Raw genomic sequence first — 14,446 nt, 5'->3', positions numbered from 1 at the left:
TTCCTAAGGAGGCAGTCAGTCAGTTGGGTATCGAAAGCCAGTACATGCAATACCTTTTCTCAGGGCTTACCTTGGGAAGCATTTATGCCTTGATCGCCCTCGCCCTGGTGGTTACCTTCAACATCACCGGGATATTCAACTTGGCCATTGGTGAATTCCTGGCCGTCGGGGCCCTGTCCGCCGTCAGCCTCCGGGCCATTGGCCTCCCCGACGTCCTGGCCTTTGCGCTGGCTGTGCTCATAGCCGGTCTTTTGGCGGCTCTAATGGAACGGACGACGGTTTACCCCGCCAGAAAGGCATCGGTTCTTACCCTTATTATCATCACCATCGGCGTAGCTATCGCTTTGAGGGGTGCTGCCCTTTTAATCTGGGGTACGCACCCCTATCCCCTCCCCGCCTTTATCAACGTTCCCCCCTTAAACCTTTGGGGAGCGGTTATTGTTCCGCAGAGCCTGCTCATATTGCTGTTGGCCGTAACGGCCGTGGGACTCCTCTTTGCCTTCTTCGAATTAACGTATGTAGGTAAGGCTGTACGGGCTGCCATGATCAACCGTACCGCAGCCAGACTGGTCGGCATCTATCCCGAGCGGCTGTCGCTTTTGGCGTTTACCTTTAGCGGCGTCCTGGCTGCCCTGGCGGGTATCTTTATCACTCCCATCACAACCGCCACTTATGATATGGGGTTTATGCTGGGCCTTAAAGGTTTTGTGGCGGCGATCCTCGGCGGCGTCACAAACGTTACCGGCGCGATTGTCGGCGGCTTACTCCTAGGGATTGTTGAAGCCATCGCTATCGGAACGTTGTCATCGGGTCTCAAGGACGCCATCGCCATGATCGTAATGATTATTGTCCTTCTAACCCGTCCAACAGGAATCCTGGGTTCGGGAAGAAACAGCATCTAGGTTCAGGGGGATTGGTTCTTTGCCTGACAGACGACAACTGCTCCTTGTTGTTATAACGCTGGTTATACTGTGCTTGCCGCTGATCGTTCAGAACACGTATTTCCTTGGCATCCTCATCGTCATCGGTCTCTACGCCATCATCGCCGGGGGGCTGGGGGTACTTATGGGTTACGCCGGCCAGGTTTCTTTCGGCCAGGCGGCTTTTTACGGTCTTGGTGCCTACGCCGCGGGCATCCTTGCGACCCGTTACCATTGCCCGCCCCTGCTGTGTATCGCCATCGCCCCCCTTCTTCCCACGTTGATTGCGTTGCTTATCGGCCGGTCAATTCTTACGTTAAGGGAACATTACCTGGCCTTGGCTACTTTAGGTTTTGGCATCCTGACCTTTGCTTTCTTCAACGAGTTTACCGGACTGACCGGCGGTCCTTCCGGTCTTACAGGCATTCCCTACTTAAGTATCGGTTCGTTTGTTTTAGATACCGACCGGGAGTACTTTTACCTTGTCTGGCTCGCTTTCGGGCTTACCCTCCTGGGAATAGCGAACCTTACCAAATCTCCGGTGGGACGGGCGTTTAAGGCAATTCACTCCAGTGAGTTGGCTGCCGAAGCCTGCGGTATCAACTGTGCGTCCCTAAAGCTCCAGGCCTTTGGTTTAAGCGCGTTTCTCGCAGGCCTTGCCGGGAGCCTGTACGCTTTCTGGGTTACCTTTCTCGGTCCGTCGCCTTTTGGCTTTACGGCCTCGATGGAATTCGTCTTAATGGTAGTCGTTGGCGGGCTGGGAACTCTCTGGGGCCCGCTGCTGGGGGCTGTAATCATTGTGGGGTTGGCCGAATTCCTCAGGTGGGCCGTGCCTGTTGTCCTGCCCGCTGCGGGGGGTGAATTCGAGATTGTTTTCTTCGGTATCATCTTTGTCCTGATACTGCTCTTGCGGCCGCAAGGAATCCTCATCCCGGCCCTGAATCAAAAAGACCGTAACAGGAAGATGAGGGATCGACAATGCTCCGCGTAAAGGAACTAACCAAGCGATTTGGCGGGCTTCTCGCCGTGTTTGGCGTCAACTTTGAGGTAAACCCCGGCGAGATCCTGGCGCTTATCGGCCCGAACGGCGCGGGGAAAACCACGGTTTTTAATCTCGTAACCGGCGTTTTACAGCCGAACGGAGGAGAAATCCTTTTCGACGACAGGCGCTTAAACGGGCTCAAACCTTTTCAGATCGCGGCTTTGGGCATCAGGCGAACCTTTCAGAATCTGGAACTGTTTACGACACTGACCGTGGCCGAGAACGTAATGGTTGGTGCTTATCACACCTGCCGGGCAGGTTTCTGCAGGAGCCTTTTGCGTCGTCCCGGCGCAATGAAAGAGGACCGGAAGCTCTACGATAAGGCTCTGGCCTTACTTGCCCAGGTGGGGCTGGCCGATAAGGCCGACTGGCCGGCCGGCAGCCTTCCTTTTGGTCAGCAGCGCCTGCTGGAGATTGCCCGTGCTCTAGCCGGCGAACCCAAAGTCCTGCTTCTGGACGAGCCGGCCGCGGGCTTAAACCACGACGAGTCCCGCAGGTTGGCCCGCTTCCTGCGTTCTTTGGCTGACTCCGGCCTTGCCTTAACACTGGTGGAACACGATATGGAAACCGTTATGGGTGTTGCGGACCGGATAGTCGTCCTGAATTTCGGCACCGTCATTGCAACCGGAACAGTGGCCGAAATTCAACAAAACCCGGAGGTCATTGCCGCCTATCTGGGGAAAGAGGTGGAGGCGTGCTGACCGCCCGTGCACTTACTGTCTATCGGGGCGCGATTCGGGCGCTTTCCGATGTGTCCTTCGAGGTTAAGTCCGGTGAGGTTTTGGTGATTCTGGGGGCTAACGGCGCGGGCAAGAGTACCCTGCTCGGGTCGATCGCGGGCCTGTATCCTCCGGCAGACGGGGAAATCATCTTTGACGGCCGGATGCTCAACGGCCTTGCTCCCGAGGTTGTCGTCAGGCTCGGCATCAGCCTTGTGCCGGAGAATAGAGAGCTTTTCCCTTCATTGAGCGTACGGGACAATTTGTTACTCGGCGCTTACCATCGCTATCGCCTGGACAAAAACAACCTCGACCGGGACCTGTCAACGGTGTTACATCTTTTTCCGGGGCTCCAGGAAAAAGTCAATCTGCCCGCGTCAACGCTGAGCGGGGGGTTACAGCAGATGGTAGCTATTGGTCGAGCTCTAATGGCTAAGCCCCGGCTTTTGCTCATGGACGAACCTTCGATAGGCCTCGCTCCCCTGGTTGTCCGGGAAATAATGGCGACAGTGCGCAGTTTGAAAGACGACGGGCACACTATCGTCCTTGTCGAGCAAAACGCCCGTGCCGCCCTGCCGATTGCCGACCGCGTAATGGTATTGGAACAGGGGCGGATTACGTTTTGCGGTGAGCCGGGCGAACTTGCCCGTAGCGGCAGTCTGCAACATGCCTATCTAGGAGGCCGTCATCCCTAAAAGGTTCCAAGAAACGTCGGGATTTCCGGTTCCTGTCATCATAAAGGGGGACAGGCGTTCGCCTCTGATGGCTACGCCTCTCCCCCTTATCTTCTGCCTTATGCCCTTGGCTTTATTTCTCGTCGGCAGCCCTTTCCTCCTGGGCCTTTCTGATGATATCGTCGGCCAGCCTGCCGGGCACTTCCTCGTAGGATGCGAACTGCATCGAGAAGGAAGCCCGGCCCTGGGTGATCGCCTTCAGGTCAATCGCGTACCGGGTCAGCTCGGCCAGCGGAACGTGCGCCTTGATACGGGTCTGCTTGCCTTCCGGCGTCATGCCCAGCACGCGCCCGCGCTTGGCGTTCAGGTCACTGATGATGTCGCCCATGAAGACGTCTGGCACCGTAACTTCGACCTCCATGATCGGCTCCAGCAGCACGGGCTTGGCCTGCTGCATCCCCTTTTTGAAGGCCAGCGACGCGGCGATCTTAAAGGCCATTTCCGAAGAGTCAACAGGGTGATAGGAACCGTCGTAAAGGACGGCCTTAATTCCGGTTACAGGATAGCCCGCCAGCACGCCTTCGGTTATCGCTTCGCGCAAGCCCTTTTCAACGGCGGGGATGTAGTTGTTGGGCACCGAACCGCCGAAAATCTCCTCGGCAAAGACAAAATCCTCGCCGGGAAGCGGCTCAAAACGGATCCAGACGTGACCGTACTGCCCGCGCCCGCCGGACTGTTTCTTGTGCTTGCCTTCGACCTGGACCGTAGCGCGGATCGTTTCGCGGTAGGGAACCTTTGGCGGGGACAGGACGACGTCAAGCCCGTACTTGCGCTTGAAGCGTTCCACGATGATATCGAGCTGGGTGTCGCCCATGCCGGTGAGCACGGTCTGTTTGGTTTCGGTGTTCTTGGTGACGCGGATGGTTGGTTCTTCTTCCTGGAGCCGGGCCAGCGCGGTTGAAAGCTTATCCTCGTCGCCCTGGCTCTTGGGCGCGATAGCCACGCTGAGAGCGGGTTCGGGGAAGTCGATGCCGGGCAGTTTCACCGGGTTTTCCTTAGTGCAGAGGGTGTCGCCCGTCGTGGTCTCGGCCAGTTTGACCAGGACCACGATATCCCCCGCCGGGGCCTTTTCCGCCGGCACCTGCGTTTTGCCGCGGGTATAAAGCACCTGGCCGATCTTTTCGGCTTTCTCCTTGCTGGCGTTGTATACCGTGCTGTCGCTCTTAAGCTCCCCGCTGTACACGCGCACGAAGTTCATCCGCCCTACGAACGGGTCGGCGAGGGTCTTGAAGACTAAAGCCGCCAGCGGCTCGTTGACGTCGGCCTCCGGAGCCGGGCAGTATTTGACGATGCTGTCGAGGAGCAGGTCCATCCCCATGTTCTTGGTCGCCGAGCCGCAGAGGACGGGTACGAACTTGCCGGCGGCAAGACCCTGCTTTAAGCCCGTTTCAATTTCTTCGGGGGTCAGCGGCTCGCCTTCGAGGAACTTCTCGATCAAGGCGTCATCCGCCTCGGCGGCCGCCTCGGAAAGCTGCTCCTTAGATTCCGTCACGCTGTCGCCCAGTTCGGCGGGAACAGGAACTTCTTTGGCCTTACCGTCCGTGTATGCGAACGCCTTTCCCTTAATCAGATCCACAACGCCCTGGAAGGTTTCGGCCATGCCGATCGGGACCTGGAAAGGCACGAAGTTGGCCTCAAACTTCTCCTTGAGCTGGTTTAAAACCTTGTCGAAGCTGGCGTTTTCGCGGTCGCATTTATTGATGAAGACGACCTTCGGCAAACCGGTCTCCGAAGCGAAGTCCCAAAACACTTCGGTCATTACCTGTACGCCGTCGACGGCGCTGACGACGAACAGGGCCGCGTCCGCGACGCGGAGCGCCCCTTTGACTTCGCCGACGAAATCGGTAAACCCGGGGGTATCCAGGGCATTGATCTTGCAACCCTTCCATTCGACCGGCACGATACTGGTATGAATGGTCATCCCCCGCTTGGCTTCCTCGGGGTGGTAATCGCTTGTGGTCGTGCCGTCTTCGACGCGCCCCAGGCGGGAAATGACGCCGGTATTAAAGAGCATCGCTTCGACCAGCGAGGTCTTGCCCGCTCCCCCGTGGCCTACCACGGCCAAGTTGCGAATTTGGCTGGCCTCGTAGTTCTTCAAGGTGTAGCCTCCTTATCTATTAATAAAAATGGTATCCTTGGAAATTACCTTCTATACTTTAGCCCCCCAAAGGCCAACAGTTATCATTCTACGCATGCAGCGAAATTCCTGCGGTAGACTGAACAATTTGGCTGACGGCTCTCCACATAGGCTTGGCCACTCCCACATAAGTATCTATTGCCATTACATTTGACGGAGATAACCATGGCCAAACAATCCCTGGCTTACGGCACCTTCATTCTCACCATGGCCAGCCTTTTGAACAGGGTCCTCGGCTTTGTATACCAGATCGTCCTGGTCAGGCTGATCCATGCCGAGGGCATCGGCCTCTTCAGCATGGTCTATCCCGTATACATCATGCTGCTCGTGCTGGCGAGCGCCGGGATACCGGTGGCGATTGCCAAGCTGGTCGCCGAGGAAATGGCCCGGAAGGGGCCGACAGGCGCCTACCGCATCTTCCGCATCGGCTTGAGCTTTATCGTCTTCTTCGCCGTTTTGACCACGTCCGCGCTGGTATTGGGCGGAGACGGCCTGCTTCAACGGCTCTTTGCCAACCCCGACGTGCGCATGGCCTTTACGGTTTTAATCCCGGGCATCTTGATCGTCTCGGTTTGCTCGGCCTTTCGCGGGTTTTTCCAGGGTCTGCAGCAAATGAGTCCCACGGCCCTCAGCCAGATCCTCGAACAGTGCGTGCGCGTAGCCGTCGGCCTGGGGCTGGCCTACTGGCTGCTCCCGTACGGGGTGGCCTATGCCACGGCGGGCGCGTCAGCGGGTATCGTGGCGGGCGAGGCCGTCGGGTTCGCCAGCATGCTGGCGATCTATGCCCGTAAACGGCCCCGCGTCCCGCGCGTCGGACACCGGAACGGCGAAAGGCTTCTCACTGCCAGCCGCCGCATCTTTTCGCTGGCCGTCCCCGTCACCCTTACCCGGTTTGTTTCCTCGGGCCTGATGTCGCTTGACGCTGTATTGATCCCCAGGCGGCTGGTGGTTGCAGGCCTGAGTACCCTTGAAGCCACTGCGGTGTACGGCAAGCTGGTGGGCATGGCGGAGACGCTGCTTTTTACCCCCGGCATCCTGACTATATCGCTGTCCACCGCCCTGGTTCCCGCGGTAGCCGAGGCCCGCGCGCAGGGAAACAGGCGCCTGATGTCCCAGCGGGTGAACAACGCCCTCAAGCTGACAGTCCTTACGGGTGTGCCCAGCGCGGTGATCTTCCTGCTGGTGCCGTCCCAGCTCTGCTCAATCCTGTACGGATATCCCGACGCCGGCCGGATCCTGGGCGCGCTGGCCCTCGGCGGGCCTTTCCTGTACATCGTCCAGACCACGACCGGAATCCTCCAGGGGTTGGGGAAGGCGGTTGAGCCTTTTAAGAATTTGCTTTTCGCCTCAGCGCTCAAACTGACGGGGATTTACTACCTGACCGGGCTGCCGGAAATGGGCATAATAGGTACGTCCCTTGCCCTGGTGAGCCATTTCGTCCTTATGGCCGTCCTGAATACCCGGGACGTCGTGAGGATTACAGGGGTCAAAATCAATTATTCGAATACCGTGCTTAAACCGCTCTTTGCCGGCCTGGTTATGGCCGTCGCCATGGCGCTGGTCCTGGAGAACGGGGGACCGGGGGCTGCGGCGGCCGCAGCCGCCATGGCCGTAGGCTTGTCGGCGTACTTTTTGGTGGCCGTAATCACCGGGGCTATAGAAAGGTCACACATAGAGCGCGCGGTTCAACTCCTGATTCAGGCATCCCAACCGATCCGGCGCTTCAGCCGTTGAGCAGGGCGGCGTCGGGGAAGAGCCAATCCTTCAGGGCTTCCAACGACTTATAGTCGGTCATGTCCACGTTGATCGGCGTGATCGAGATATACCCGTCCCTCACGGCGGCGATGTCGGTTCCGGGATCGGAGTGAACGCTCATCGGCTTCCCGGCCATCCAGAAGTACTCCCTCCCCCTCGGGTCGGTTCTCCTGTCGATGGCGTTGATGTAGACAAGGCTGCCCAGCTTGGTCAGCATGCTCCCCTTGGGTACACCGGGAGGGACGTTGATGTTAAGCAGAGTTCCCCTGGAAATCCCGCGCTGCAGGACAACGGGCAGCAGCTGCCTGGTATAGGCCGCGGCGCAGGTGAAATCCTGATCCTGATGCGTGGCCAGGGATACGGCGATCGCCGGCACCCCGTTGATTACACCCTCCAGGGCGGACGCCACCGTCCCGGAGTAAAGGACGTCGGTGCCGAGGTTCGGTCCCAGGTTGATGCCCGCGACCACGATGTCGGGCTCGCGAGGCACCAGGGACTCCAGTCCCAGCTTAACGCAGTCCGCCGGCGTTCCGTCGACGACCCACCCTTTGGATACGGGATTGTCAAACGACGTCTCCCTGACGCGCAGCGGGCGGTGCATGGTGATGGCGTGCCCCACGGCGCTGCGCTCCCTGTCGGGGGCGATAACATAGATTTCTTCGGCGATTGGTTCCAGAGCCTGGCGGAGAACGCTGAGCCCCCGCGCAAAAATGCCGTCGTCGTTCGTTAACAGGATCTTCATCAATGTCTCCTAAATCTAAGCGTTATAAATCGCGATCGTCATGCTGCCGTCCTTTTCCTGCGTAAGGCCAAAGATCAGGCCCCTATTCTTGAGGGCCTTGTTCAGGAAGTCCACGACCCTGTACATCTCATCGTATGCGGCAAAAGACTGGTTGGCTATCATTTCCAGCCTGCTCCTGCCGGACTGTTGCTTCGTCATTGTCGATCCTCCTGATAAGGAAGTCGGACGCCGGAAGTCAGAAGTTGGACTTGATGAAATCCGCCTCTCTAGCTGCCTTTGATGAGGGCGAAAGCCTCCATCCGGGTTTTGGCGTTGGATTCAAAGATCCCCCTGACGGCGGAGGTTACGGTCTTGGCGCCGGGTTTGTTGATCCCGCGCATGGTCATGCACATGTGCTCGGCCTCGATCACCACAAGGACGCCGTGAGGCTCGAGCTTGCGCATAATCGCGTCGGCCACCTGGGCGGTCAGCCGTTCCTGGAGCTGCGGGCGGCGGGCGAAGCCCTCGACGACCCGGGCCAGCTTCGAGAGCCCCGTGATCAAGCCGCGCCGGGGAATGTAAGCCACGTGGGCCTTGCCGAAAAACGGCAGCAGGTGGTGCTCGCAAAAGGAGAAGAGCGGGATGTCCTTGACCAGGACCAGTTCCTCGTGGTCTTCGGTAAAGAAACGCTCGAGCTCGTCTTCGGGGTTCCGGGGCAGCCCGGCAAAGACTTCCTGGTACATGCGTGCCACGCGGCGCGGGGTGTCGCGCAGCCCCTCCCTGCCGGGGTCCTCGCCGATGGCCTCCAGGATCATCTTCACAGCCCGCTCAATCTTCTCTAAATCCAACAGGTTGCCTCCTCCGACTACAATATATCCATCACCGGATGTATTTGGGGAATGATCCTGACGTCGTTCAGGTATGCGGCGGCCATTTCCTGCAAGCCCAGCACGTCCGTACCGTCGTAAGGGGTAACCGGCTGGATGACCAGCGGCACGTCCCGGGAGATCGATGCCACGACTCGTAAGGCTTCCGTAAACTCTTCGCGGTGTGTCGCCCTGCAGACGACCATCTTGACGAAAACCCTCGTCCGGCAGGCCGCGCGTAAAAAACCCCGGTGAATTTCGCCGCGCCAGGCCTCGCCGGTGGCGCTCGGCAGCTTGAAATCCATAGCAATAATATCTATTAGTTCGACAAGGCTTGTCAACGCTTCGGTGAGGGTGCCGTTGGTCTCCAGGTAGGAACGGAAACCCATGGCCCGCAGCGCGGGGACGAGCTTTTCGAGGAATCCCGGGTAGAGCAAGGGCTCGCCGCCGGTCAGGCTCACGGCGTGATAAATCTCCCTGGGCAAGGATGCCAGGCGGGAAAGGATATCGTCCACGGTCGCGGGGTTGGCATGCATCGTAAAACGCCTGCTTCCGGGAGGGTTTTCAACCCGGTACGCGGACGGTACGTCCTTCGGAGTGTCACAGTAGCGGCAATGCAGGTTGCAGCCGCCAAAACGTACGAAAAGATGGCGATAGCCGACATAAGGCCCCTCGCCCTGGATGGAGGTAAAGATTTCGCGCAGCGGGGCCTCCAACCTACCGTACCCCCCGGACCTTGCAGCGGGCCATTCTAACGCTTGCCATTTCTCGGGCGTAGGCCGCGCAGACCTGTTCGGCCAAAAGGGGCGTATCGCTGTCCGGCCAGCCCAGCTCAGGAAGGCCTATGGCCGGCACGGGCACGCCCTCGGTATCAATGTTCAGGCCGGTGTGGATCATCGTGCTCACCGGGGTGACGGTGGCTATCGAAACCGACAGCTTGCGGTTCCGCACGTACAGGTCGTCGCCCATCCGCTCCAGGCCGGTCGCTCCTCTCCCCCCGACGATATCCTTGATGATGGCGATGAGGAGACGCTGGCAAAGGATGGTCCTGTCCAGGTCGTTGGTGAAGTGCTCGACGATAAAATGCAGCATGCGAGGGCTGTATATCGGGGCGTTGTCAAGGTAGTCGCGGACGTCGACGAGAGACGGCAGGTCCACGTTGCAGGCGCCGGTGAAGGCCACGATGCTGTCCCCCTGGACGTTGAAATTTCGCAAGGCCCAGAGCGAAGCAAGCTGGCTTCCGTCGTAGTCCACTTCGCGGGAAACAACAAGGGTTTTGATCAAGGTTCCATCCCCTCCTCCGCCATAGCCCGGTGCAAGCGGCGGCAGCTCTCGCACTTCCCGCACGGCCGCCCGCCGGAGCGGTAACAGCTCCAGATGTAGTGCCACGGCACGTCCAAGCGCTTGCCCAGCGCCACGATTTCCGTCTTGTCCAAGCGCTGGGTGTAACACACGACCTGTACTCCGGCCAGCGTGGAAAACCGCAGCGCTTCGTTGGCGGTAGCCACGAAGTCCGTGGAATTGTCCGGAAAGGTTGCAGCCTCTTCTCTATTGAACCCGACCACGATGCGCTGGCACTGCAGGGCTTCGGCGAAGCAGGCCGCGACGTTGATGAGCAAGCCGTTACGGTTCGGTACCCAGACGGCCCGCGCTGTTTTTTCGGCGGCCTCCGGATCGTCGAGTTCACCGAGGGATGGTTCGGGTATCTGAGCCGGGCTGAACAGGGCCGAACTGGAAATGGCTTGCAAAAAGGGCAATTCGACGACCCGGTGCTCCAGGCCGTAATAGCCGGCAACAGCCCTTGCCGCCGTGATTTCACTTGCCGCCGCCGCCTGCCCGTAATCGGCGGTCAGGCAAAGCCGGATATCGAGCGTATTCCTGGCGTAGGCCAGATTAACCACCGAATCGAGACCGCCGGAGAGCAGCACGATCCCTCTCATTCGGCGACCTCCCTGTAGGCCACCGCGGACGTCGGCGATTCCCAGACTTTAACGAGGCTGACGGCTACCCCCGGGACGGTCCCGGCGACCCGCCGGCTTACCTCCCTGAAGATGCACCGGGCGATGTTTTCGGCCGTCGGCAGCCTGTCGGGAGCGTTGCCGTCAAACCAGGACATTTCGTTTAACAGGCGGTGGTCGAGCTGCTCGACAACCTCGTTGACGTGGGTCTTGAGGACGCCGAAATCAATCACCATTCCCGACCGGTCGATCTGGCCGCCCGTAACCGTAACCTCGACGGACCACGTGTGCCCGTGAAGGTTGCGGCACTTGCAGGGATGTTCGGGCAGCCTGTGGGCTGCGGCGAATGAGGACAGGACCGTGAGCTCGAAAATCGTAGCCATTCCGTCTCCTCCATATGTGGTGGTAGTAGTATAACCACGCCCCCGTGGCGTGGAAGGCTTTCGAAAAACCGCGCCTTCTTTCCTCCGGCGAACCCCGATACCCGGAACATATTCTCCAGTCCACCGCGAAAACTCCTGCAGACACAAAAAGAGTCTCAGTAAGAGAGACTCTTTTTATGGCACTAGGCACTAGGCACTAGGTGTCAAATAGCAGGTGTTACTGCCACCCCATAATGTCCGGGGATAGACGGTGTTAATTGTCCAACAATTGACGAATAGTTGGCCGGTAACCATCGGCGGGCGGAGCAGGGAGAGCTACATCAGCTCTCCCTGAATCACCCGCTTTACCATGTGGTCGTCAACGATCCGGTTGCCGTTCTGCGCCCCGTAGATCAGGCAATGGGTACAGGCCTTGTTGATCAGCCGCGGGGTCCCGGCCGAGAAACGAAAGATCTCATCCAACGCACCATCCGAGAAGATGTCTCGGTCCGCACCGGCGTATGCCAGGTGCCGTTTCACATACTCACCGGTTTGCGCCCTGTCCAGGTGGGTTAGTCTACACTGCAAGTCGATGCGTTGCCGGATGGCGGCGTAGGCTTGGAGCTGGAGCCGTTCCCGCAGCTCGCTCTGCCCGACCAGGATAAGGGCCATGGGGCTTGTGGAGTCCATCTTGAAGTTGAGGAGAAACCGGACCTCTTCCAGCATCTCCTTATCTAACAAGTGTGCTTCATCCAGGATCACCACCGGCTGCAAAGAATGAACGCCCCGCATCAGCTCGATCTCCCGGTGCAGTTGGCGCTTGGCATCGCCCCGATAGAACTTGGCTTCACACCCCAGCTGTTCCAGCAGGCCTTTGTAGAAATGCCGGGGTGTCAGTTTGGAATCCGCCAGGTACATTACCAGAAACCGGGCCGGGTCGAGGATATCCTTGAAACGCCGGATGGCGGTGGTCTTGCCGGTCCCGCTGTCCCCGGTGAACACAACAAACAGTTGGCGCTTGGCGGCATGTTCCAGTCTGCCCAATGTCTCTTCCAGCATCATGGACGGGTACAACTGGTCTGTCGGAATGTCGCGGGTGAACGGGGTATGGGCGAGGCCGTAGAATTCTTCAAACACTGCCGCCGACCTCCCCCTTGCGTACCGCCCGGTAGATGACGGCAGGGGCCTGCTGCTCTCTCCTCTGTTTGTTTCTCTTTGCCGCTGCAGACAGGAGCCTGGATGATTCGGCAGTCTGGCTCTGCAAATACTCTGGCAGTCGCGGGCGCTCTCCGGTCCGCTCTCCAATGACCAGTGGCTTAACCTTAAAGGGCACATGCCCCTCGTACTCGATGGTCAGTTCGGCGGTATCAGCCGGGTCGTAGACGACATCCACCTTGCAACCGATGAAATTCAGACCGACCTCGTACTTCTTGCCTGCGAAGCTGATGCAGCCCGCCTTGTCGACCTTCCTTTCCTCGCAGTGCAGAAAAGCAGATGCGATAGTTTCGGCATCCAAAAACCTGATCGCCTTGCTGTCACTGCGGTAAGCGGCAGCCGGGCTCTGATTGTTCGCCAGGGCTGAATGGGGCTTGTTCTGGTAACACTCCTCCAGCCAAACCCAGAACAGCTCATTGAGCTTGTCCAGCGACTGCGGTTTCTCCAAGGCCGCCTCGGCCAGGAAGGCGTCCACCACTCGGTTGAAGCGCTCCACCTTGCCGGTTGCTTCCGGGGCATACGGCTTGGCATACAGCAGCCGGATGCCCATCTTGGCGCAGGCCCGGGTCATCCACCTGGTCCGGTATTGTTTACCGTTATCAAAAAACACCGCCTCGGGCGCCCCGTACTTCTGGATCGCCTGCCGGAAACAGTTTTCGACGATGATCTGGTCCAGGGTGGGATAGAACTCTCCGTGCATGACAAAGCGCGTGGCGTCGTCAAAGAAGGATACCAGATAGACCTGCTTCTTGGCGCCATCCGGGCCGATGGGCAGGTACGGCCCATACTTGATATCTGAATGCCAGAGCTGGTTGCGGTGCCTTTTCTGAAACCGCCGGGCGGCGACGCCGGTATCCGCGTACATCCGCATGTGCCGGGCGCTGTAGCCCTTCTCCGCCAGTTTCTCCTGCAGGGTGCTGCGTTTGATCCGGCCGGGTTCGGCCAGTCCTTCCCACTCCAGAATCTGAATGATCTGCGCGACACTTCTTCCCGGCGCCTCGCGGCGCAAAAGGATGGCCTGCTCCAGGATGTTGGCCGGGACGGCCTCCTGGTTCAGGCGTTCACCCTTACCCTTGGGCTTGAGGCCCCCGAACCCGTTTTCCCGGTACCGGGCCAGATACCGGCGCAAGGTACGCTCGGATAGCCCGGTCTGTGCGCAAATCTGGGCCCTGAGTTTTCTGGCTTTGGCCGCATCCACGTCTTCCGCCAACAGCGGGGACAAAAGCTGCATCCGCTGGGCGGCGATCTCTTCGGCCTTCCGGTGGTCTCTCATGCTGAATACCCTCCTTAAAGTTAATTCAGCACGAGTCTATGCCAAAGCCGTCAGGACAGGAATGCCGAACGGGTCTGTACCCAAAGATTTGCATTGGCCACCGGGCGGACAACTCTGGCCAGCCAGCCGGGGGCATCCCCTACCAACTGCCAGATCCCGTGGAGCGCGGACCGGGGAAGGGTGGATCGTCCTTCCGCAGACGCTATCGCATAACGGGCGGCGAGGGCGGTGAGGCAGCCAAGGAAGTACGCAGCCAGTGCCCGAAACCATCTCCGCCAGCGCCACAAGGTGGATTCATCGGCCGTGACGCTAAGGGCCGGATCACCGCCCACGGCTGCCTCAATGCTATCTCTTATGTGACGCTTGTACGGTACCAGCATGTCCGGCAGTTCGTGGTGGATGCGACGGCACGCAACACAACGAAGGCGGCGGATGATAAGGATGATCTTGTCCCCGAGGCTGTCGATACAGCTCCGTTGGCGGCTGCCAATTACCTTTAAATGCCCGCTACAGCAGGGACAGGGAATCTGCTCCGCGCTCCTCACAAAAAACACCCCTGTCGGGGTTCTCAACGAGCTCATATTTTGTTACAATGACCATACGGTGATGGGCGCCTCTGGTGCTGCTGCTGACCACGGTGGCACAACAAACAGGGGCGTCTTTCCTTTCTAAATGATATGGCCATTATATCCAGCAGCCCCCGGTCAGGCAATCCCGTCAGCTTTCGGACGTTTCAGGTTAGCC

At 59.1% G+C, this 14,446-nt stretch carries 16 protein-coding genes; 5 read left to right on the top strand and 11 right to left on the bottom strand.

Annotated elements, in window-relative coordinates; genetic code table 11:
* Positions 1 to 23: 23 nt before the first annotated feature.
* Genes ACPV0M_RS04185 through ACPV0M_RS04170 form a run of 4 tightly spaced genes read left to right on the top strand, consistent with a single transcriptional unit; the run spans position 24 to position 3,376 of the window.
* Positions 24 to 902, top strand: coding sequence for a branched-chain amino acid ABC transporter permease (locus tag ACPV0M_RS04185; RefSeq protein WP_425621708.1), 879 nt, complete (start codon positions 24 to 26; stop codon positions 900 to 902).
* Positions 903 to 921: 19 nt separating this feature from the next.
* On the top strand, positions 922 to 1,911 hold the full coding sequence (locus ACPV0M_RS04180; RefSeq protein ID WP_425621707.1) for a branched-chain amino acid ABC transporter permease: 990 nt from the start codon (positions 922 to 924) through the stop codon (positions 1,909 to 1,911).
* Positions 1,899 to 2,663 carry an ABC transporter ATP-binding protein gene (locus ACPV0M_RS04175; protein ID WP_425621706.1) on the top strand — a complete coding sequence of 255 codons (765 nt, stop codon included), beginning with the start codon at positions 1,899 to 1,901 and terminating at the stop codon, positions 2,661 to 2,663. The genes ACPV0M_RS04180 and ACPV0M_RS04175 overlap by 13 nt, the downstream gene beginning before the upstream one ends.
* The gene (locus ACPV0M_RS04170) at positions 2,657 to 3,376 is read left to right on the top strand and encodes an ABC transporter ATP-binding protein (RefSeq protein WP_425621705.1); all 720 of its coding nucleotides are present in this window, start codon (positions 2,657 to 2,659) and stop codon (positions 3,374 to 3,376) included. Before ACPV0M_RS04175 ends, ACPV0M_RS04170 begins: the two co-directional genes overlap by 7 nt.
* 112 nt (positions 3,377 to 3,488) lie before the next feature.
* Here the strand turns inward: ACPV0M_RS04170 and fusA are convergent, their stop codons facing one another.
* Positions 3,489 to 5,513, bottom strand: a complete 2,025-nt coding sequence (gene fusA / locus ACPV0M_RS04165) for an elongation factor G (RefSeq protein WP_425621704.1) — start codon at positions 5,511 to 5,513, stop codon at positions 3,489 to 3,491.
* Between the two features lie 204 nt (positions 5,514 to 5,717).
* Between fusA and spoVB the strand changes: the two genes are divergently transcribed.
* Entirely contained in the window at positions 5,718 to 7,286 is a 1,569-nt protein-coding gene (gene spoVB / locus ACPV0M_RS04160) for a stage V sporulation protein B (protein ID WP_425621703.1), read from the top strand.
* Here spoVB and surE read toward each other — a convergent pair.
* The 10 genes from surE to ACPV0M_RS04110 all read right to left on the bottom strand — a co-directional run bounded on the left by surE (position 7,276) and on the right by ACPV0M_RS04110 (position 14,283).
* On the bottom strand, positions 7,276 to 8,049 hold the full coding sequence (gene surE / locus ACPV0M_RS04155) for a 5'/3'-nucleotidase SurE (RefSeq protein ID WP_425621702.1): 774 nt from the start codon (positions 8,047 to 8,049) through the stop codon (positions 7,276 to 7,278). The two genes, spoVB and surE, sit on opposite strands and share 11 nt — an antisense overlap.
* A gap of 15 nt (positions 8,050 to 8,064) precedes the next feature.
* Complete coding sequence (locus tag ACPV0M_RS04150; protein WP_425621701.1) at positions 8,065 to 8,247, bottom strand: YpmA family protein; 183 nt, start codon at positions 8,245 to 8,247, stop codon at positions 8,065 to 8,067.
* A gap of 68 nt (positions 8,248 to 8,315) precedes the next feature.
* Positions 8,316 to 8,879 carry a GTP cyclohydrolase I FolE gene (folE, locus tag ACPV0M_RS04145; protein WP_425622122.1) on the bottom strand — a complete coding sequence of 188 codons (564 nt, stop codon included), beginning with the start codon at positions 8,877 to 8,879 and terminating at the stop codon, positions 8,316 to 8,318.
* A gap of 14 nt (positions 8,880 to 8,893) precedes the next feature.
* A complete protein-coding gene (locus ACPV0M_RS04140; RefSeq protein WP_425621700.1) occupies positions 8,894 to 9,610 on the bottom strand; it encodes a 7-carboxy-7-deazaguanine synthase QueE in 717 nt (238 codons plus the stop codon).
* 1 nt (position 9,611) lies between these two features.
* Positions 9,612 to 10,178 carry a DUF366 family protein gene (locus tag ACPV0M_RS04135; RefSeq protein WP_425621699.1) on the bottom strand — a complete coding sequence of 189 codons (567 nt, stop codon included), beginning with the start codon at positions 10,176 to 10,178 and terminating at the stop codon, positions 9,612 to 9,614.
* Positions 10,175 to 10,834, bottom strand: coding sequence for a 7-cyano-7-deazaguanine synthase QueC (queC, locus tag ACPV0M_RS04130; protein ID WP_425621698.1), 660 nt, complete (start codon positions 10,832 to 10,834; stop codon positions 10,175 to 10,177). The genes ACPV0M_RS04135 and queC overlap by 4 nt, the downstream gene beginning before the upstream one ends.
* Positions 10,831 to 11,235 (bottom strand): 6-carboxytetrahydropterin synthase QueD, encoded by a 405-nt coding sequence (gene queD / locus ACPV0M_RS04125; RefSeq protein WP_425621697.1) that lies wholly within the window; start codon positions 11,233 to 11,235, stop codon positions 10,831 to 10,833. The genes queC and queD overlap by 4 nt, the downstream gene beginning before the upstream one ends.
* A gap of 315 nt (positions 11,236 to 11,550) precedes the next feature.
* Positions 11,551 to 12,351 (bottom strand): ExeA family protein, encoded by an 801-nt coding sequence (locus ACPV0M_RS04120; protein WP_425620723.1) that lies wholly within the window; start codon positions 12,349 to 12,351, stop codon positions 11,551 to 11,553.
* Positions 12,344 to 13,702 (bottom strand): DDE-type integrase/transposase/recombinase, encoded by a 1,359-nt coding sequence (locus ACPV0M_RS04115; protein WP_425620722.1) that lies wholly within the window; start codon positions 13,700 to 13,702, stop codon positions 12,344 to 12,346. The genes ACPV0M_RS04120 and ACPV0M_RS04115 overlap by 8 nt, the downstream gene beginning before the upstream one ends.
* A gap of 50 nt (positions 13,703 to 13,752) precedes the next feature.
* Positions 13,753 to 14,283 (bottom strand): DUF6431 domain-containing protein, encoded by a 531-nt coding sequence (locus ACPV0M_RS04110; protein WP_425620721.1) that lies wholly within the window; start codon positions 14,281 to 14,283, stop codon positions 13,753 to 13,755.
* Positions 14,284 to 14,446 lie beyond the last annotated feature (163 nt).

Origin of the sequence: Desulfosceptrum tomskiensis, from assembly GCF_049818055.1 — a bacterium.
Taxonomy (GTDB): Bacteria; Bacillota; Desulfotomaculia; order Desulfotomaculales; family JASEER01; genus JBFLVT01.
The sequence above is the reverse complement of the archived record's forward strand: the minus strand, read 5'-3'. Positions and strand labels throughout refer to the sequence as shown.